The sequence below is a fragment of the Chryseobacterium sp. FH1 genome (genome assembly GCF_000735135.1).
Taxonomy (GTDB): domain Bacteria; phylum Bacteroidota; class Bacteroidia; order Flavobacteriales; family Weeksellaceae; genus Epilithonimonas.
This window is the reverse complement of the sequence record NZ_JPLZ01000002.1, coordinates 362,389-382,597: the sequence shown is the minus strand read 5'-3', so window position 1 is coordinate 382,597 and position 20,209 is coordinate 362,389. Positions and strand designations below refer to the sequence as shown.

The following is a 20,209-nucleotide window of genomic DNA, read 5'->3' as shown; positions in this document are numbered from 1 at the left end:
ATACTTTAACGTTTTAGATTTTTCCTATCTCGTAAATAACAATTCTCTATACTTTGTCATTGGCCAAAGCTCGTCATCCACCATCATCTCCAATGCATCTGAACCTTCTCTGATTACCTCAAACAATGGAATTACTTTAGTACAATATTCTTCTGCCTGTTTTTGGCTTCCAGTGGCGTTTTTAGCCTTGTCTCTTGCCTCAAGTAAGTCATCTACACCCACTTTGATTTTTGAAACATTTTCAGAAATTTGAGAGATCAAACTCAATTGTTCCTTTGCCAAAGTTTTGAATTCGCCTTCGCTGAAGATCTCTTTAAGTCCTCTTACGTTTTCAATCAATCTGTTTTGATAATTAAGCGCGGCAGGAATAATGTGATTTCTTGCGATGTCTGCCAAAACTCTACCTTCGATGTCGATTACGGTAGAATATTTTTCTAGTTTAATTTCGTTTCTCGCTTCAAACTCTCTGTGAGAATAGATTCCTAGTTCTTCGTAAAGGTCAACGAATTTTTTGTTTAATTCTTGTTTTAAAGCTTCAGGCGTAGTTTTCAAGTTGTTCAAGCCTCTTTTTTCAGCTTCAACTGCCCAATCTTCAGAATATCCGTCACCTTCGAACATAATGTTTTTACAGTCCTTGATATATTCACGAAGGATATTGAAAATAGCTTCGTCTTTTTTCAAGCCTTTTTCGATCAACGCATCTACTTCACCTTTGAAGACTTTCAATTGTTTTGCAGCGATTACGTTCATTACCGTCATCACCTCAGCACAGTTTGCAGAAGAACCTACAGCACGGATCTCAAATTTATTTCCAGTAAAAGCGAACGGAGAAGTTCTGTTTCTATCGGTATTATCCAAAAGGATCTCAGGGATTTTTCCGACAACGTTTAGTTTCAAATCTGTTTTCTCTTCAGGAGAAAGTTTTCCATCAGTTACTTTTTCCAATTCTTCCAAAACTCTGAACAACTGACTTCCGATGAATGCAGAAATAATTGCTGGTGGCGCTTCATTCGCTCCCAATCTGTGGTCGTTGCTTGCGGATGCGATAGATGCTCTCAACAAATCTGCATAATCGTGAACCGCTTTCAAAGTATTGACAAAGAATGTCAGGAACTGAAGGTTTTTCTTAGGATTTTTTCCTGGACTCAAAAGGTTGTCGCCTGTGTCAGTCGCCAAACTCCAGTTGTTGTGTTTTCCACTTCCATTTACACCAGCAAATGGTTTTTCGTGGAACAAAATACTGAAGTGGTGCTTGTGCGCAATTCTCGCCATAATATCCATCAACAATGAATTGTGGTCAACTGCAACATTCGCTTCTTCGAACATTGGCGCCAACTCGAATTGGTTTGGAGCAACTTCGTTGTGTCTTGTCGTTACAGGAATTCCCAACTTCATACATTCGATTTCCAACTCCTTCATATAATTCATTACTCTAGTTGGAATTGAACCAAAATAATGATCATCCAATTGCTGACCTTTTGCTGGAGAATGTCCAAGCAAAGTTTTACCTGTCAAAACCAAATCTGGACGAGATTGATATAGAGCGGTATCTACCAAGAAATATTCTTGCTCCCAACCCAATGTTGGAGAAACTTTGTTTACGTTCTTATCAAAATAAGCTTTACAAACATCAGTCGCTGCTTCGTCAACGGCGTTCAATGCTCTTAATAATGGTGCTTTATAATCTAAAGTCTCACCAGTGTAAGAAATAAAGATAGAAGGAATACAAAGTGTAGTTCCCATAATGAAAGCTGGAGACGTCGGATCCCAAGCTGTATATCCTCTTGCTTCGAACGTGTTTCTAATTCCACCATTTGGGAAAGAAGAAGCGTCCGGCTCCTGTTGGATCAATAATGCACCGCTGAATCTCTCGATTGCTCTTCCGCCTTCAATAGGTGTGAAAAATGAATCGTGTTTTTCTGCAGTAGAACCTGTCAATGGTTGAAACCAGTGTGTATAATGAGTGGCACCTTTGGACATTGCCCAATCTTTCATTGCAACTGCAACCTGGTCGGCAATATGTCTTTGGATCTTTGCACCTTTTCTAATGGCATCCAAAATAGAATTGAATGCTTCTTTTGTCAGATATTCTCTCATTGTTTCCTCTGAGAATACGTTTTGACAAAACAATTCAGACAATTTTGACGGAACATCAATGGCGTTGTCTTGTCTGTAATTTCTGAACGGAAGTTCTGCTAGAGCTTTAAATCTTAGTGTTGACATAAAAGTTTGTTTTTTTAAACGTGGCAAATTTACAAAAAAATATAAGGTCAAAATAAAATACCCCTCATAATTTATAGCCATTTTTGCATGATTTAAATTTTAATCTTTAGACAACCCCTTTAAAATTAACACCGATTGAATTAAAAATAAAAAACACTATGTTTTATTATTGTTATCGAAATATGAATAAAATTTATTTTAAGAATCCTTTCTCAGTATTAGGGAGAAATATTAATTTTAAGACCAATTGCAGATTTACAAAATACACAACCAAACAACTGAAAATCAATAAATTAATTATTTAAATTAAATTTCGTAACTTCGCAGACTTTTATAAAAATTTTAATATATGGCAAATTCAAGAGCAAGAGAAACCACAGAGGCTATCGAAAGATTATATGTGTCTATGCGACACTTATTTTACAGAGGATTTTTCAAACCTTCAGGTGTTTCGGGCGAATCATTAAGAAAACTCTTAATGGTGATCAATCCTGAGATCTACGGAAGTATGAGCATCCCCAACAAGATAGAGCTGGACGGTTTACTTTATGTTCTTGACCGTCTTCCGGAAGGCATCGAAGAATGTTCCTTCATTCATTTAACGTCTGATGAAGGTTTTGACAAAGGAAGCTTCGAACCAATCGTTCCAAAGAAAAGACGCAGAAATTGCTACAGAATCGACGAACACCAGATGAATATCGAAGTTCTATTGGGACGTTCTGAAATCTACGATATTTTGACTCACCTTACCTTCTTATATCTGGAAGCAGACAAAATCAGAAACATCGGTTTTGACCTAAGCGAAGATGGACGACCAAGACGCATTTGGAAAATCATTGAAGAAGTTGCGAAAGGCGAGAAAAAACACAGCCGAAAAGAAAAAGAAGTGGCATTGATCCATCTTTCTTCTTTCTTGGGAAGAACCTTTGATGAAACTTTGAACGCTTATAACAGCTTCGGCGATGACAACAATCCTGACCGTTTGTTCAAGATCATCTATTGGTTAGGACAAGTGAGTTTGACCGATTGGAAAGAAGTAAGTGAAAGAGAGATCTATTTTTCATCAATCCTACAAGAAAGAGTTGGCCACCACCTTTTCGGAGAGAAATGGGCAAACAAGATCAAGCAGGTTTTGGTAGAGAACAATCTTCATATGCGCCCGCTTCACATCATCAGCGCAAATATGCACTCGGTGAAGAATATGCTTTTTGCCAACGATGCTCTTAGTAAAAAGGGGACGAAAGAAGTTGATTACAAACTTTTTGCTGACATCAGTAACAAAAAAGATCTTCAAACCAAAGTTCTGGATCATGCCTTAAAAGAAGGAATGATTTACATCGATGACCACAGTGGAAGTAATATAGATGTTCAAATCATCGACCTTTCTAAAACTGAACTTAAGAATTCTGTTTTTGCTGGTCAGAAATATAAAGGTGATGATGTGATCTTGGTTTTCGATTACGCTTTTGGAGAACAGGCTTTCGAGGTCATGGACGAATTGCTAAGACCTTATGAAGTGAACGGCGAAGTATATATGATGAAAGTGAAATCCGTTTCCATTATGGGAAAAGCCGGAATCTTGACTGGCGGAAAAGGCGACATTATGATCCCAACGTCTCACATCTTCGAAGGAACGGCAGACAATTATACTTTCGAGAATGCTTTGAAACTGGAAGATTTCCAAGATGATGAAGTGAAAGCTTTTGAAGGACCAATGGTGACGGTTTTGGGAACATCACTTCAGAACAAAGATATTTTGTCTTACTTTATGACCACTTCGTGGAAAGCCATCGGACTGGAAATGGAGGGCGCGCATTACCAAAAAGCCATTCAGGTAGCGAGCAAAATCCGTCATCACATTTCTCCGGATCTGTTTGTGATGTACGCTTACTACGCTTCGGATAATCCTTTGGAAACGGGAAGTACATTATCTTCCGGCGGACTTGGACTCACAGGCGTGAAACCAACTTATATGATCACTCATAAAATTATCGAGAAAATTCTTGAACAGAAATAAAAATTGAAAGCCTCCTAATTTGGAGGCTTTTTTTATATAAAGTGTGCAACTGTATAAATGATCAACCCAACCAGACCACCAACAATAGTTCCGTTGATCCGAATAAATTGTAAATCTTTACCAACTTCCAGCTCCAGTTTTCTGCTGAGTTCTTTTCCTTCCCAATTTCCAACGGTTGTGCTGATCAATTCACCGAAACCTTTGGTGTTTTTCAGAATGTATTTGTAAGCGGTCAATCGCACCCAGCTGTCAATTCGGTTTTGGAATTGCTCATCGTTTTGAAGATTGAAGACAAACTCGTCCAGATTTTTTTTAATATAGGATTTGAGTTTAGAATTTTGTTCGGTCAATTCGGTTATTAAGGATGATTTTAAAGATTGCCAGATGTCATTGGAATATTGATTCAGTTTTTCACCTTGCAGAAATTCTGATTTGATGGTTTCAAATTCCGATTCCCATTTTGGCTCTTCTTTTAGTTCTTTTGAAAATTCGAAAATCTTGCTTGTGATTTCCGTTCTCAAGGGATGTTTTAAATCCTCTTCCACTTCACGAAAATAATCGCTCAAACCTTTAGTGATTTTTTCTGATATTTTTGAATCCACCGATTTTGGAATGAAGAAAAAACTTTCCTTTTCTACTCTTTCCGTTACCAATTGTTGATTTTCCAGAATGTAATTTTTGATTTGAGAACTGAGTCCAGTGATCAATCGTTGATGGTCGTTTTTATTAAGGATATATTCGATTCCACTTCCGACAATCGAATTAAGTTTGATCGAATCAGCCATTTCTTCAGCTTTGCTCGTGATGAATCTCACGACTGTTTCATCATCCAGTTTATTGATGATATTGATTAAAATCGATGACAATTCATTGATCAAAACAGTTTGATTTCTCTCTTTCGAAAGCCATTCGCCAGCGTAAACCGAAACTTTTAGTTTCTGAATATAAGGTCTGATATTTTGAGGCGAAAGAAAATTTTCCACCACGAAATTTCCCAGATTATCACCAATCTTTTCTTTAGAATTCTCAATCAAATTGGTGTGTGGAATTTTGATTCCCAAAGGATAATTAAAGAGCGCTGTCACCGCAAACCAATCTGCCAACGCGCCAACCATCGCCGCTTCGGAAAAGGCGCGGATATAACCGATCCAATGCGAAGGATTTTGCTTTTGTAAAATTGTCATTGCCACAAAGACAACTGCCATCAAGATAAATAATCCTGTAGCCAGCATTTTGTGGTTGCGAAGTTGTTGTTTTTTTAAGTCATCATTCATAAGATCAGGAAAAAATCGAAAATCATTCCAAACAAAAATATCGTTATTTGAGTAAAATAAATTTATTTTTACATAAAGTTTTTGAAATGCTGAAAAAGCCTATTAATATATTTCTTCTCGTTCTCGCCACAATCATTTTAGCGGTTTATATTTCTGGCTACAATTATCTTTTCAAAGGCATCAGACTCACTTATCTTCGAGGAGAAACCAGCTCGACAATCAACGACGGTAAATATTTTCCTTCAAAAATTATTTCGAAAGCCCAACCAAAACCGTGGCCTACAGACATTGATTATAATAAAAAGCCATTGTCTCCTGATTTAGAAAAACACCTGAAAGACACAGAGTCCATTTCTTTTTTGGTGATTCAAAACGGAAAACTTTTGCAAGAAAGATATTGGGACGGTTACAAAAAAAATACGGCCAGCAACTCATTTTCAATGGCTAAAACCGTGAGTGTTCTGCTTTTGGGAAAAGCGATAGATGACGGCAGAATCGCGAGTGTCAATCAACCGATTTCGACTTTCTACCCAGAATATGCCGAAAAAGAATTTGGGAAAAACCTGACTTTAGGTAATCTCGCATCTATGGAAGCTGGATTGGATTGGGACGAAGATTATAAAAATCCTTTCAAACCAAACGCATCCGCCTATTACGGATTCTCTTTGGCGGACGTTATTTTCAAGAGAAATTTAAAACAAAATCCAGGCGAAAAATTCGAATATCAAAGTGGCGCAACTTTACTTTTAGGATTTGCCATTGGAAAAGCAGTTGGAATTCCTCTCGCAGATTATGCCTCAGCAAAGCTTTGGAAACCGCTTGGGATGGAACAAAATGCAGAATGGACGACGGATGAATTAGGCGTCGAAAAAACCTTTTGTTGCATCCAATCCAATGCTCGGGATTTTGCAAAACTGGGTTCATTGCTTTTAAATGGGGGGAAATTTGAGAACATTCCGCTGATCGATGAAAAATTTGTGAGCCAAATGATTACGCCAACTCAAAACTCAAACGGCGTTTACGGAATGGGTGTTTGGACCAACTACGATTCGAAAATCCACCACTATTATCTCCGCGGACTTTACGGTCAGTACGTGATTGTAGTTCCGGAATATGATATGATCATCGTACGTTTCGGAAACAAAGAAGGCGAGCAAAAAGATGCAAAAAACCGTCCTGCAGAAGTCGAGTTTTATATTAATGAAGCCTTGAAATTAACTCAGAAATACAATTGAATTCTCTCGCAGAATATGTAAATTTTGCAGATTTATTAAACATAAAAATCCGCTAAATCTGCCAAATCAGCGAGAAGTGTAGAAAACTTTGTAACTTTTGTGGTTCAAAAAACTACTCCGCATCATAATCCAAAAGCGCAAAAACACTCAGCAGAATACTGCTTCTCAGTTTTTGTTCCGCCTCTTTCATATATTGCGCATCGTTGCTTGCAGGAATGTAAAGCTCGTAGAAATTTCGGTTTCGGATCACGAACAATGTGGAGCCGATGATCATCGTCAACACATCTTCCGATTTTGGGGCATTGTGGAAAACGCCGGAAACAATTCCCTTTTTCACAATATCATCCAACCTCGTCACGCAAATCTGATAAAACTCCAAAAGGTCATCTTTAACATTTTCCAAAGTCCGAATTTCCTGTGTCACAAACCCGTGGAAATAGCTGTATTTGAAAAGCAAAGACACAATATAATTTATGATTTCCTTCATTTGCATTTCCGGTTTACCCTCTTTTATCGTCTGTGCAAATTCCGAAAAACTCTCTTTGGTACGCTGAACTCGGTATTGATAAAGGTAGGACATCATCTTTTCCTTGGATCCGAAGTAGTAAGAAATCATCGCCACATTGATGTTGGCCTTCGTACAAATATCGCGCACCGAAGTTCCGTCGAAGCCTTTTTTCGCAATCAGTTCCTCCGCAACATCCAGGATATTGATTTGTTTTTCTGTAAATTTTTTTCTCATTCGGTTTCAAGGATAGAATGTAAAATTAACATTTATTTTCATTAATTACAATAGATTACGAATTATCATTGATTGTAGGATTTGGGCAGCTTTATCCGCCTTCCACTCCCAATCTTTTTTGCCGACGATTTCAGTTAAGTTGAACTTGAGTGTACGCAAAAAAGGATTTCCGTTCAAGTCGGGCTGCGACTTCGCAAGGTTTAACCATTCATCACAAAACGAGATTTTGTCATTCAATAGAAAGCAAATCAAAAATTCAACATTCGTATTATTTAACCGATAGGTCGCTCCTCCGGAGCTTTGCTCGTTATTGTCTTGTTTCTACCAATTGGTCGCCACTTTGTGGCTTTAGAAAATCTTAGCAGAGCATAATCGCCCTTGCCACTCTTAAAATATTTTCAATAATTTCAAAAAAATATTTGCGGACTTTGCGTTTAAAAAAATACAATCAATTCTTATCTTTGGCTATGGATTTTCTAGATTTTCATCACCATCAACTTAGCAAAACCGGGATTTACAATTTGAATCTCAACGAAGAAATTCCACCTGGAAAATTTTCTGCAGGCTTGCACCCCAAAGACATCACGGAAAATTGGAAATCAGACTTTGAAAAGATCAAAACCATTTCACTTTCAGAAAACTGTTTGGCCATCGGCGAATGCGGATTGGACGGTATTATTACCATTGATGAAAATCTTCAAAACGAAATCTTCAAAGCACACATCAGTTGGGCAGAGGAAATTCAAAAACCAATTATCATCCATTGCGTACGACGATTTTCTCAAATTTCACATTACAAAAAGGCGAAAGTTCCTTTGGTGATTCACGGTTTTAACAAAAAAGAAAATATCGCACAGGAACTTCTGGATGCAGGCTTTTACTTGAGTTTTGGAAGAGCAACCTTAGAAAACTTATCTTTGCAAAAAATAATTAAAAACTTTCCCGTCCAAAGATTGTTTCTGGAGACAGACGATGCTGATTTTGAAATCATTAAGCTTTATGAAAAAGTGTCCGAAATCAAATCCATTACGCTGGAAAATCTGAAAGATCAAATGTGGGAAAACTTAGATAATATCGTACGGAATGGATAAATTTTGGCTAGAACGCACCGAATTGCTGATCAAAGAAGAGGGAATTGAAAAACTTCAAAACGCGAAAGTTTTGGTAGTCGGTTTAGGTGGCGTTGGCTCGTTTGCGGCAGAATTCTTGGCAAGAGCTGGTGTTGGAAAAATGGTGATCGTGGATGGTGATGTTGTGGATATTACCAATATCAATCGACAATTGCCTGCACTTCATTCTACGATTGGACAGCACAAAGTAGAGTTGGTTGGTGATCGTTTGATGGACATCAATCCAAAGCTAGATTTGACAAAAATCAATGAGTTTTTGGAACCTGAAAGAATGCGAGAAATTCTCCAATCCGAAAAATTCGATTATGTTTTGGACTGCATCGATTCTTTGACTCCTAAAATCGCTTTGATTATCGCTTGCCGAAGAACGAAGACCAAATTGGTATCGTCTATGGGCGCTGGTGGAAAATCTGACCCGAGCAAAGTGATGGTGCGCGATATTCATAAAACCAACAATTGCCTTCTTGCAAGACAAGTGAGAAAACGCCTGAAGAAAGAGAAAATCGACAAAGGTTTTCGTTGTGTTTTCTCCACAGAATTGCAAGACGAAGAAAGTTTGAAAATGACAGATGGAACTAATTTCAAACGCTCTTTCTACGGAACTATCAGCTTTATTCCTGCTATTTTTGGATTGTATGCCGCTGCGGAAGTCATCAATTATTTAACTGGAAAAGAGTAATTTTCCGATGAAAATAAACAGTTTCCCCACTCACGAAAAACTGAAAAGAAAATCAGAGATCGACCATCTTTTTAAGAAAGGAAAGTGGCTGACTGTGGACAATATCCGTGTCATTCATATTAAATCCAATGACAATTTTTCTGTCCCGAATCACAGAATTGGCGTTTCGGTGGGGAAGAAATTTTTCAAAAGAGCTGTTGACAGAAATCGCATAAAACGCTTGTTGAGAGAATCTTACCGATTGAACAGAACTGCTTATCTGGAAGCTTTCGGAGAACTTTCTATTGTGATGATTTTCTGGGCTTCTAAGGAAATGCCTGAGAATTTTTCTGTGGTTGAAAAACAATTTCTGAATCTCTGCAAAAAGAAATCTGAATCTTAAATAGAAGTTAGATTTATAATATTCTGACTTTGCATTTGTTTTTATTTGTAATTTTATTCTCAAACAAAATTACAAATGGCTGATATTCTACCTTACATACTGAGTGCTTTTATCGGAATTGGATTGGCTGCGGCGTCTGGTTTCCGAGTCTTTTTACCAATGTTTGCTGTGAGTCTTGCCTCGTATATGGGCTGGATTCCGATGAGCGACAACTTCCAATGGCTTTCTGGCTTGCCGACTCTTATTACCACAGGAATTGCGACTTTGATAGAAGTCCTTGCCTATTACATTCCCGTAGTTGACAATTTCCTTGACACTTTATCCATTCCTTTGGCAACGATTGCCGGATCGGTTTTGTTTGCAAGTCAGTTCATGGAATTGGGAACGTTTCCACAGTGGGCTTTGGCGCTAATTGCTGGTGGCGGAACTGCCGCTACGATTGCTTCGGGATTTGCCGGAACACGAGCCGCGTCCACAGCAACGACTGGTGGCATTGGAAATAACGTTGTTGCTACTACAGAAACTGCGGGTGCAGGATTGATGTCCGTTTTGGCGATTTTTCTTCCTGTGATCGGATTTATTTTGGCAATTGCATTATTGGTTGTGGTTATATTTTTTGGAAGGAAGATTTGGAGGAAAATGAAAGCTTATAATTCGGAAAGTATCTAACAAAAAATCCCGCTAGTTGCGGGATTTTCTTTATTATCTATAATCTTAATTTTAGTTTACAACAATATCATCTATCTGAGCAGTTGTAGTAACTCCTGGGTTTCCGCCTTCATATTTGAATACAACGAAACCATTACCTGTAAGGGCTGCCGGAATATTATAGGTTCCTGCTGGTGCCAAAACTCCATATCCTGTGGCTGGTGCTTTAGGAATTGTAAAGTTTGAAGTAATTTCTGTCAGTGTTGCGCTTGATATTTCGGATCCAGCTGTATAATTTGTCGTGGTATAAACTTTCAGTACATCACCATTGTAGAAACCTACGTTTACTCTAAATGATAATGTATTTGCTGCTGTAAAATCTACCGGAACTATATAATAAGTGTGAATATTTCCACTCGCTGCATTTGCAGAAAGTTGAATATATTTGTTATTACTGAAAGATCTTACTTCCCAATATCTGTTACCAAATTCTGCATAATTTATATACTTAGGGAAATTATTGAAAAATGGCGCTGCTGTGTTAGCTGGATAAGATTCAAAGTTTTCTGTAAAAGATCCTGAAAAGCTAATTGCTGACCCTCCTATAATCCCCGTTGCAAATCTTTCTTTTGTAAAATTAATATCATTAAGACCTCTAATAAGCATTTGATACCCTGAATTGTATCTACTAACAACAAAAGTAAGTTCACCTGACTCTTTTGGTAACAATTTAGCTCCAAATGTAGAGAAACCTGAGTTTCTGATGATTGAAGATTCTCCTGTTTTATCAATGATTGCTCTATCAGTATCTTGACCTACACCAGCAATGTAGTTGATAAAAGTTTTATTGATTGGCTCAACTTCACCTTTTGCAAACTGTACATTATCTACTGATACCAAAGTATTCAAGTACTTTTCTGCACTTGCCTCTCTTAACGAAGGTAATTTTGTTGGAACTAAAGTTGCAATGTCAAGTCTATTATTTCCGTTACAAACTCCAGAAAGATATCTTGTTAAAAGTATGCTTGGAATTCTACCAATAGCATAAGCTGGGTCAACAGATCCAATTTTTCTCGTACCTCTGTCCCATCCTAAAACCAATCCGTTGGCTTTGATTCTGATATGAGATCCTACTGGAAAATCGGCATAGTTAGAAGCTTTATCCACTTCCAAAGACAAACCTACAGTTGGGTTTTCTGGGCTATCTTGAAATGATATTGTTTTGTAGAAATTACCATTCTCATCAGATGAAACTACGTAAGCATCAAAAATAACCGCAGCGCCGTCTACCGGAACTTTATAAGTAGTCCCTGTACCGGATGCAGGTGCTAGTGCAGCAAAAGCAGCCATAGTTGTTGTAGGTTCTGCAAATCTGTTATTGCACAGAATTTCTGGTGCGCTCCAGTCATCATCTTTGACGCATGAGTTAAAGGTTGTTGCAACGATTGCAGCGAAAACCAATGTTTTAATTGTTGTATATGTTTTCATTTTTTTAATTATTAAAATCTTACTTGTAAATTTACGAAATACGAACGTCCTTGTGTGTACCAATATTTTGGTGCAAATAAAGTTTGACTTCTGTTGAAATCCTCTTGGAAACCATCAAACTTAACATTTCTTGTTTGTTCAAAACCACCTGTGATATATTTTGTGTTATCAAAAATATTATTAACAGAGGCAGAAATCAACAAATAGTATTTACCCATCAACCAAGATTTACCAACGTTTGCATTGATAAAGTAAGCAGCAGGTAATTTGTTTGGAGCCAACAATCTTCTAAGTTCAGCGTCATCAGCAGATGCGTACGGCGTACCAGAATTGCTGTTCTGCACGAAACTTTGAGATCTAAGAAGAGCAGAAGGATCTAGATAATTATTATCTAAATAATTCCAGTTTGCTCCAAACCACCAATATTTCGGTGAGTTGTATCTAAATCCAGCAGAGAATGCCGTCTGTGGTGTTCCGCCCTGTTTGTAATTTTTGAGATCAGATTTTCCGAATTGTACAAACGACTGTCCATTACCAAAAACACCGATTGCATCTGACGCGAAATAAACATCCGGATTGTTACGGTAAGTGTATTGACCATAACTTGCAACCCCTTGTAAAGATAATGTTGGTAAAACTTTGAAATCAACACCAAGTTCTGCACCCATGTTTCTCTTCTCCACATTAGACATTACCTGAGTTACGAAAGCACTCTGGATATATTGTCCTGCCGTATTGTTATCTGCAGTTCCTCCGCTTGTCGAATTATCGATTTGAATCCCATCTGCAAAGAATCTCTGTACGTTGGTTTCATTCTGAGTATCAATTAAAAATACAGATGCTCTGATTTTGAATAATGGTGAATTGATCACGTAACTCAAATCATTTGCGTTGACAACCGTATTCTTGATATTTGGAGCTACAGCAGCATTAAGTCTTGGATTGATGAAAAGATCCTCTAAATAAGGTGCTTGTGAAAAATAACTACCATTATAGATCAAGAAGTTTCTACCGTCGAGTCTATAGATAATTTGTCCTTTCAAACCAAAGTTCCAGAAATCATAATCCTTGCTTTTTCCAAATGAATCTGGATAAAGATAATGGTTGAACAATCCTTCTCTGCTAGAAGTAGAATAGCCTGCAAGAGCAGAAACAAAAACATCAAACTTGCCTTCAGAGAATTTCAATCCAGGATTCACTTTCACTTCTTGTCTTCTGAAGATGTAATTGTATAATAATCTGTCTCCCACTTTTTTAGCAACATCTGCTTCACCTTCGTTGTATAGTGCCGATGTACCAGGATTGTTGGTTGCTGCAAATGGATCTCTGTTGAAAACAAAATCTGCTCCCAACAAATCATTCACCTCTCTGTATAGTTCTGATCTATAATTTTGATAAGATAGATTTAACATAAATTTAGACTTATCTGTGAAGTTGTACGTATAGTGCGTCGCTGCATTCCAGATTTTGTCATCACTTACATCATTTACAAGATAATATAATGCTCTATTACCGGTTACTCCGTATTGGGTAACAGGATTTTGCCCCATATTAGCAGCGTATAATCTATTCCAATTGATCTGAGTCACATTAGGATCACCATTTTGCCAAGCAGCACGTGAAGCCTGATATGCGTCACCTGCGCCAAGATATGTTCCCGAGTTAGGATCCCAAGTAAATGCATCCTCATTCAACGATCCGAAATAACTTGGTAAGTTTCTGTAATAAGTAGGAGATGGATTTGGAACATTTTGCCAATCCAGTCTTGAGCCTTTATCTTTTCCAAATTGATAAGAAACTGAAGTCCAAAGATTTGATTTTTTATTGATTTTCCAGAAGTCCTGTAATTGGAAGATCGGCTGGAAACCTTTTCTTACCCTTTCACTTCTTTTCTCGCCATCTTGCCAACCCCAATATGAGTTGTAATGTACACCTCTGTAATCATAAACTTCTTGTGTGCTTGGACTAGCTGTAGATCTTCTGTAAGGAGAAGCAAATGCATTGAAAGTCATTGTATGATTATCATTGAATTTTTTTTCAACACCAAGATACGTTCCGTAAGCGTCGTAGAAAGTTCCTTCCTGGATTCCTTCTTCCGCCCATCTTTTAGCACCCATCAATGTGAAAGCCCATCCACTTTTCGACATTCCAGAAGAATATCTCAAAGAAACTCTTTGTCTGTAATTTCTGTTGGTGATAGAGTAAACAGCTTGGAAACCTTTTCTGTATTCGCTTGCTCTGGTATTTTTGTAGATGACACCTGTTGCTCCACCAAATGCATATTCCGACGGTGCGTGGTTTGCAGAGATCTCTGGATATCTTACAATTTCATTAAGACCTCCCCAGTTGGAGAAATCCACATTTCCATTGTCAGACTTCACCATAGAAACACCGTTCAACATATTTTCGGAAGTTCTTCCGTCCACACCTCTTGGTCTGAACCAATATGCACCTAGGTCAAAACTTGCAATTCTGTTGAAAACATCCTGTGAAGATTGCAAAAGACCAACTGTAGAAGTTTGTCCGCTTCCTTCATCATCTGCATTATCAAGGATTGCAAGCCCTTGATCTGCTCCTGTCAAAGTAGAATAAAGGGTAATTACCCCCAAATCTTTTCTTTTTTCTGTAGTAATGTCAAATTCGAACGTTTTTGGTTCGAAATTTGGTTTGGTTACCACAATCTGATAATGTCCGGATTTCAGATCTACAAATTGGAAATATCCAATTTTGTCTGCCGAGACACTATTAGCTTCCCCTTTTAGATCAACTTGTGCTTTTTCTACCGGTTTCCCGTCTGCATCTTTCAGGTATGCAAAAACGGTAGTTTGTGCAAAGTAAAATGATGCTGGAAGCATTGTAAATAAGGAGATTAATGATAATTTTTTAATCATAAATCAATTAGGTTTTGTTTGCTCTTTTTTTCTAATATACAGTCCGTTACGCACGGAAGGCAAATGTAAATAAATTTTCCATAATTAATAGTTTTTAACATTTTTTTTATTTTAACAAATTGTCAATTATTTGCAACATTATTATCAATTACCAAATATTTGAAATTTTCTTTTTGCAACAATCCAAAAAAAATTACTTTTGTAGCCTTACATATTTTATTTATGAAAAATATTTTTGGCTTAATTGCTATTTTAAGTATTTCCTTAATATCTGCACAGCAAAAGAAACAAGTGCGTGCCGCTACCGTAGGATTTCTAAACGTTGAAAACCTTTGGGACACGATCCGTTCAGCAGATTATATAGATGGGACAAAGGATATCAACAATCCTGCATTCCATAGAAGTGTGCCTTTGGATTCTATCAAATATTTGGAAGTGACGGAAAAAGATTACCCTGGTCCTTGGAATGACGAAGCTCTTAAAGGTAAAAAAGTGGTAAGAATCCAATCCGGTTCCGAAGAGTTCACCCCAAAAAGTGGTAAAAACTATACTTATAGAATTTACAAGAAAAAACTAGAGAACGCAGCTAAGGTAATCTCTGAAATGGGAAGATCTTATACTAATACAGCTCCAGTGGTTGCTGGCCTGATAGAAGTAGAAAATCGCCAAGTGATAGAAGATCTGGTGAAAGAACCTTCAATCGCAAAATATGATTACGGCATTGTACACTACAACTCTTACGATTACAGGGGAATCGATGTTGCTTTCATTTATCAGAAAAGAAGATTTACCCCTTCCAAGTCTTGGAAAAAAGAAGTGAAAATTTTTGGAGAGAACGGAAAAAGAGAATACACGAGAGATATCCTTGTCCTTACAGGTTTTCTTGACAATGAGAAAGTTGCATTCTTCCTAAACCACTGGCCATCCAGAAGAGGTGGAGAATCTGTTTCCGTTCCGAAACGTAACGCTGCAGCAACTATTCTTAAGCAACAGATGGACAGTGTACAAGCATTAGACCCTTCTACTAAAATGTTTGCAATGGGCGATTTCAATGATGATCCTGTAAGCTCCAGTTTGAAGAATTATTTGAAAGCAGCAGGAAATCCAAAAGATCTTTCCGAGACTACACCTTATCTTAATTTAATGTATCCTCTATATAAAAAGGGAATTGCATCATTGGCTTATCAGGATGCACCAAATTTATTCGATCAGATCATCGTTTCTGCGAATTTGAATTCTCCAAACAAAGAAGTTAGAAAAGATTACACGGTTTTCAAAGCAGAGATTTTTGCACCGGCATACTTGGTGAATAAGGAAGGTAATTACAAAGGTTACCCTTTCCGATCTTGGAATGGCGATCAATTTACCGGCGGATATTCGGATCACTTCCCGGCATTCGTGATCTTGCAGAAGGATCCAACTCCTTAAGAGTCTTGATTATATATATAAACCGTTTCAATTTTTTGGAACGGTTTTTTGTTTAATTAAGTTTATATTTAATCGAAAATGAAAAACCTAATATTTATTGCTATACTTTCTGCATTTATTTGGTCTTGTTCCACAAGTTCAAAACCATTAGCAGAGTATCAAAAGCCATCACTAGCGACGCAGAAGAAAACAGATTCTGCAGATGAGTGGGAAATCACTGTCTTCGATGCAGAATACGAAAATTTTGTTGCATCAAGAGCACAACCAAAATCTATGTTTACTGAAAGTAGTTTGAAATCCAGAAATACAGTGTTGGTAACTGAATGGAATAATCGATTCTATTCCGGCGTCGATCCCAACTTTTATGAAGTTTCCATAGATTACGATCCGAAAGAAAATTACGGATTAGATTTCGAATACAGAATGTATCAATTCTTCGCTTACTGCAATTGGAAATACGGAATTAGGTTTAATGGACTCAGAGGAATCGATAAAGTAAAATAGATAAAATACTACTCCAGATAAATCATAATATCTTTATCAACTTCCTCATCAACAGATGTTATCAAAACAGCATCTTTTGTTTTTTCCTGAAGCTCCTTAATGAAGAAACTACTCTCGAAAAACTGTCTGTGAACGCCTGGCAAAAGACTCATAAAGTAATCCATTCCGAGTTGATTGTTATGAAGATCCATTTTAGTTTCCAAAGGCTTGTTGGGGAAGAGATCCTCATGCATATCCGTTAATCTTTTGCACCATTTCAAGGATTTTTTGGGTGATGAAACCTTGCAGAAGTACATCATTATGATACAACACCAATAGGCATGTCGGAACGCGTTTCCTATCCCGCTGTTGGAATTGGTTTCGGGATACAATTCCTTTGCTATCTTAAAAGCTTTAAGACTCGCATAAGTATATAGAAAAGCGAACAACGGATGCATGATGCCAATGGAAAAAACCTTCAATAACTTATTAAAGGTCAATGACTTCAATGCTCGAAAAAATATACCTATAAATCTCATCAATAAAAAACTCTCCCAGATTTGAGAGAGTATATTTTTAGTTCAAAAGTTTGATTAATGATATTCGTGGATCAAAAGTTTTACCGCTCTTGAAACCTGATGTTTGATCTCTGTTCTCTTCACGATGAAATCCACAAATCCTTTTTCTTGCAAGAATTCTGAAGTCTGGAAACCTTCTGGCAAATCTTTACCAATGGTTTCACGGATAACTCGTGGTCCTGCAAATCCAATCAAAGCGCTTGGTTCTGCGATAATTAAATCAGCCGTCATTGCAAAAGAAGCTGTGATACCACCAAAAGTTGGATCGGTCAGATAAGCGATGTAAGGTAGACCGGCATCCGAAAGTTGAACCAACTTTGCTTGAACTTTCGCCAACTGCATCAATGAGTAAGCAGCTTCCTGCATTCTAGCACCACCAGATTGGCAGATGATCATGTAAGGCAACTTATGTTTGATACAATAGTCGATCGCTCTTCTGATCTTCTCACCCATCACAGATCCCAAAGATCCACCGATGAAAGCAAAATCCATACAGGAGATCACCATTTCCACACCATTCACTTTTCCAGTCGCATTACGGATAGAATCTGTCAATTTGGTTTTGGACTTCACTTCTTTCAGACGGTCTGTGTAAGATTTTGTATCCTTGAATTTAAGAATATCAACACTTTCCACATCAGCATCCAACTCTTTGAATTTCTGATCATCAAAAAGCATATCAAAGTATTCTTTACTTCCGATCCTTACGTGGAAACCATCTTCCGGAGACACAAAATTATTAGCTCTGAGTTCTTCAGCTTCTATGATTTTACCTGTTGGCGTTTTATGCCAAAGTCCTTTTGGAACGTCCTTTTTGTCTTCTGTAGAAGTGGTAATATTTTGCCCTTTCCTTTTAAACCAATCAAATGCCATATAATCTATAATTGATGAATGATAATTGATAATTGATGAAAAAACAACTTAGAAAAATCGTTTATCGCTCATCAATTATCATTTATAAATTTTATTAAAGTGTATTAATATTGTTCAGATCTTCGAAAGCCTGAGTCAATCTTTTAATATAAGTTTCTTCTCCTTTTCTTACCCAAACTCTTGGATCGTAGAATTTCTTGTTCGGTGCATCTGCTCCATCTGGATTTCCGATTTGATGACGTAGATATTCGATTTTATCGGTCATATAATCTCTAATTCCTTCTGTGTAACCGAATTGAAGATCTGTATCGATGTTCATTTTCACAACACCATAACCGATTGCTTCTCTGATCTCCTCCAAAGTAGAACCAGATCCACCGTGGAATACGAAGTTTACAGGTTTCTCTCCTGTTCCGAATTTCTCCTGAACATATTTTTGAGAATTGTCAAGAATTTTCGGCGTCAATTTTACGTTTCCTGGTTTGTAAACACCGTGTACGTTTCCAAAAGCGGCCGCAATTGTGAAATTATCAGAGATATTTTTCAAAACTTCGTAGGCGTGAGCTACTTCTTCTGGTTGCGTGTAAAGTTTTGAGCTGTCAACGTCAGAGTTGTCAACGCCGTCTTCTTCACCTCCAGTTACACCCAATTCGATTTCAAGAGTCATTCCCATTTTGTTCATTCTCTCGAAATATTTTGCAGAAAGCTCTAGGTTTTCTTCAATTGGCTCCTCAGAGAAATCCAACATGTGGGAAGAGTAAAGAGATTTTCCGTTTTGCTTGTAAAACTCTTCACTTGCGTCCAATAGGCCGTCGATCCATGGCAACAATTTTTTTGCGCAATGGTCTGTATGCAAAATCACAGTCGCTCCATAAGCTTCTGCCAAAGTGTGGATATGTTTTGCCCCAGCAATAGCTCCAAGAACTGCTGCTTTTTGGTTATCATTGTTCAAGCTTTTTCCAGCGTTGAAGATAGATCCTCCGTTTGAAAACTGGATGATTACAGGTGCGTTTAGTTTCGCAGCAGTTTCCATCGTTGCGTTTACATTACTTGATCCAATTACATTAGCTGCCGGAAGTGCAAATTGCTTCTCTTTTGCATAATCGAATATCTCTGTTACTAAAGAACCAGTGGCAACTCCTGCCGGAAATTTTCTGCTCATTTTGATTATATTTTTAAGATTTTTTTTGAACGGTAAAGTTACAAAATTATTAATTATTTAAAGTTTGAATTTTCAGTCTTATGTTATGACTAATATTTTTAATTAATTCCTCTTATCATTCCCCCAAAGCAATTTCTGACGAATGGTCTCATAGAAACTGAAATTTTTGGGTTTGATGAGAAAAAGTGAGAAATCCGCCTTTTCGATATTGATCTCACTTCCGATCTCCATATGATAAAGCCTGGAATCCAAAGCCAAAGTATACTGCTCTACACGACTTTTGACGATCAATTTTATCTTCGCATCGTCTTTTACGATGAGTGGCCGAACATTCAGATTGTGAGGTGCGATTGGTGTAATGACAAAATTGTCATTCGCTGGCGAAATAATTGGTCCGCCACAACTCAGCGAGTAAGCTGTAGAACCAGTTGGCGTAGAAACGATCAAGCCGTCGCCCCAGAAAATGTTCAAGAATTCTTCGTTGATGTAAGATTCCACCGTGATCATGGATGTTGTTTCCTTTCTGGAAAGGCTGACATCATTCAGCGCAAAAGGAAAATCAATGGAATTTGGATTGTCTGTTGTTATTTTAATGACAGAACGTTCGCTGATATTGTAATTTTTATCAAGAATAATTGAATCCAACTCGTCAAAGATTTGATCTTTCCTGAAGTTCGCCAAAAACCCAAGTCGGCCTGTATTAACCCCAATGATTGGAATTTCCAAATCCTGAATGAAAGTCAAAGCGTTGAGAATCGTCCCGTCGCCTCCAAAACTGAAAACGATATTGACATTTTTTCTTTTCAGCTCATCTTTCCCGGAAAATGTATCGAATTCTTTAGAAAAATTAAGATTCTCCGCCATTTCCGAATGCAGAACTACGGAAACTTCTCTGAGCGCCAATTCGGAAATGAACTTGTTGAGATACAAAAACGTATCGAGATCTTTCTTTTGAGAGTAGATAGCAGCCTTCATA

17 protein-coding genes are annotated in these 20,209 nt (G+C 37.5%); 8 read left to right on the top strand and 9 right to left on the bottom strand.

Translation table 11 applies throughout. The features are described 5' to 3' along the window. Positions 1 to 24: 24 nt before the first annotated feature. Entirely contained in the window at positions 25 to 2,223 is a 2,199-nt protein-coding gene (locus tag IO90_RS03025; RefSeq protein ID WP_034963783.1) for a glutamine synthetase III, read from the bottom strand. A 349-nt stretch (positions 2,224 to 2,572) separates the two neighbouring features. On the opposite strand from IO90_RS03025, the gene IO90_RS03020 reads away from it, so the two are divergent. After that, positions 2,573 to 4,240 (top strand): DUF6909 family protein, encoded by a 1,668-nt coding sequence (locus tag IO90_RS03020; RefSeq protein WP_034963781.1) that lies wholly within the window; start codon positions 2,573 to 2,575, stop codon positions 4,238 to 4,240. A 32-nt stretch (positions 4,241 to 4,272) separates the two neighbouring features. Here the strand turns inward: IO90_RS03020 and IO90_RS03015 are convergent, their stop codons facing one another. After that, positions 4,273 to 5,514, bottom strand: coding sequence for a DUF445 domain-containing protein (locus IO90_RS03015; RefSeq protein WP_034963779.1), 1,242 nt, complete (start codon positions 5,512 to 5,514; stop codon positions 4,273 to 4,275). An 86-nt stretch (positions 5,515 to 5,600) separates the two neighbouring features. Here IO90_RS03015 and IO90_RS03010 point away from each other — a divergent pair, with 86 nt between their 5' ends. Then, positions 5,601 to 6,749, top strand: coding sequence for a serine hydrolase domain-containing protein (locus IO90_RS03010; RefSeq protein ID WP_034963777.1), 1,149 nt, complete (start codon positions 5,601 to 5,603; stop codon positions 6,747 to 6,749). 112 nt (positions 6,750 to 6,861) lie between these two features. Here the strand turns inward: IO90_RS03010 and IO90_RS03005 are convergent, their stop codons facing one another. Then, a complete protein-coding gene (locus IO90_RS03005; RefSeq protein WP_034963774.1) occupies positions 6,862 to 7,491 on the bottom strand; it encodes a TetR/AcrR family transcriptional regulator in 630 nt (209 codons plus the stop codon). 467 nt (positions 7,492 to 7,958) lie between these two features. Here IO90_RS03005 and IO90_RS02995 point away from each other — a divergent pair, with 467 nt between their 5' ends. The 4 genes from IO90_RS02995 to IO90_RS02980 all read left to right on the top strand — a co-directional run bounded on the left by IO90_RS02995 (position 7,959) and on the right by IO90_RS02980 (position 10,351). Further along, positions 7,959 to 8,582 (top strand): TatD family hydrolase, encoded by a 624-nt coding sequence (locus IO90_RS02995; RefSeq protein ID WP_034963770.1) that lies wholly within the window; start codon positions 7,959 to 7,961, stop codon positions 8,580 to 8,582. Further along, the gene (locus IO90_RS02990; RefSeq protein WP_034963768.1) at positions 8,575 to 9,300 is read left to right on the top strand and encodes a ThiF family adenylyltransferase; all 726 of its coding nucleotides are present in this window, start codon (positions 8,575 to 8,577) and stop codon (positions 9,298 to 9,300) included. Before IO90_RS02995 ends, IO90_RS02990 begins: the two co-directional genes overlap by 8 nt. Before the next feature lie 7 nt (positions 9,301 to 9,307). Continuing rightward, on the top strand, positions 9,308 to 9,682 hold the full coding sequence (gene rnpA, locus IO90_RS02985) for a ribonuclease P protein component (RefSeq protein WP_034963765.1): 375 nt from the start codon (positions 9,308 to 9,310) through the stop codon (positions 9,680 to 9,682). Between the two features lie 75 nt (positions 9,683 to 9,757). Next, positions 9,758 to 10,351, top strand: a complete 594-nt coding sequence (locus IO90_RS02980; RefSeq protein ID WP_034963763.1) for a DUF4126 domain-containing protein — start codon at positions 9,758 to 9,760, stop codon at positions 10,349 to 10,351. Between the two features lie 51 nt (positions 10,352 to 10,402). Here the strand turns inward: IO90_RS02980 and IO90_RS02975 are convergent, their stop codons facing one another. Both IO90_RS02975 and IO90_RS02970 read right to left on the bottom strand, forming a co-directional pair. Next, positions 10,403 to 11,818 (bottom strand): DUF5689 domain-containing protein, encoded by a 1,416-nt coding sequence (locus IO90_RS02975; protein ID WP_034963761.1) that lies wholly within the window; start codon positions 11,816 to 11,818, stop codon positions 10,403 to 10,405. Between the two features lie 11 nt (positions 11,819 to 11,829). Next, positions 11,830 to 14,709 (bottom strand): carboxypeptidase-like regulatory domain-containing protein, encoded by a 2,880-nt coding sequence (locus IO90_RS02970; protein ID WP_034963759.1) that lies wholly within the window; start codon positions 14,707 to 14,709, stop codon positions 11,830 to 11,832. 222 nt (positions 14,710 to 14,931) lie between these two features. Between IO90_RS02970 and IO90_RS02965 the strand changes: the two genes are divergently transcribed. Together IO90_RS02965 and IO90_RS02960 are read left to right on the top strand one after the other, a co-directional pair. After that, complete coding sequence (locus IO90_RS02965; RefSeq protein WP_034963757.1) at positions 14,932 to 16,137, top strand: endonuclease; 1,206 nt, start codon at positions 14,932 to 14,934, stop codon at positions 16,135 to 16,137. A gap of 78 nt (positions 16,138 to 16,215) precedes the next feature. Continuing rightward, positions 16,216 to 16,641 (top strand): DUF6146 family protein, encoded by a 426-nt coding sequence (locus tag IO90_RS02960; RefSeq protein WP_034963755.1) that lies wholly within the window; start codon positions 16,216 to 16,218, stop codon positions 16,639 to 16,641. Positions 16,642 to 16,649: 8 nt separating this feature from the next. Here the strand turns inward: IO90_RS02960 and IO90_RS02955 are convergent, their stop codons facing one another. From IO90_RS02955 to IO90_RS02940, 4 genes are all read right to left on the bottom strand, one after another. Next, positions 16,650 to 17,102: a DUF6973 domain-containing protein gene (locus IO90_RS02955; protein WP_316931164.1), complete on the bottom strand. Its 453-nt coding sequence runs from the start codon at positions 17,100 to 17,102 to the stop codon at positions 16,650 to 16,652. A gap of 111 nt (positions 17,103 to 17,213) precedes the next feature. Next, a complete protein-coding gene (accD, locus tag IO90_RS02950) occupies positions 17,214 to 18,071 on the bottom strand; it encodes an acetyl-CoA carboxylase, carboxyltransferase subunit beta (protein WP_034963752.1) in 858 nt (285 codons plus the stop codon). Positions 18,072 to 18,165: 94 nt separating this feature from the next. Beyond that, complete coding sequence (gene fbaA, locus IO90_RS02945) at positions 18,166 to 19,233, bottom strand: class II fructose-bisphosphate aldolase (protein WP_034963750.1); 1,068 nt, start codon at positions 19,231 to 19,233, stop codon at positions 18,166 to 18,168. A gap of 102 nt (positions 19,234 to 19,335) precedes the next feature. Further along, on the bottom strand, positions 19,336 to 20,208 hold the full coding sequence (locus IO90_RS02940; RefSeq protein ID WP_034963748.1) for an NAD kinase: 873 nt from the start codon (positions 20,206 to 20,208) through the stop codon (positions 19,336 to 19,338). Position 20,209 lies beyond the last annotated feature (1 nt).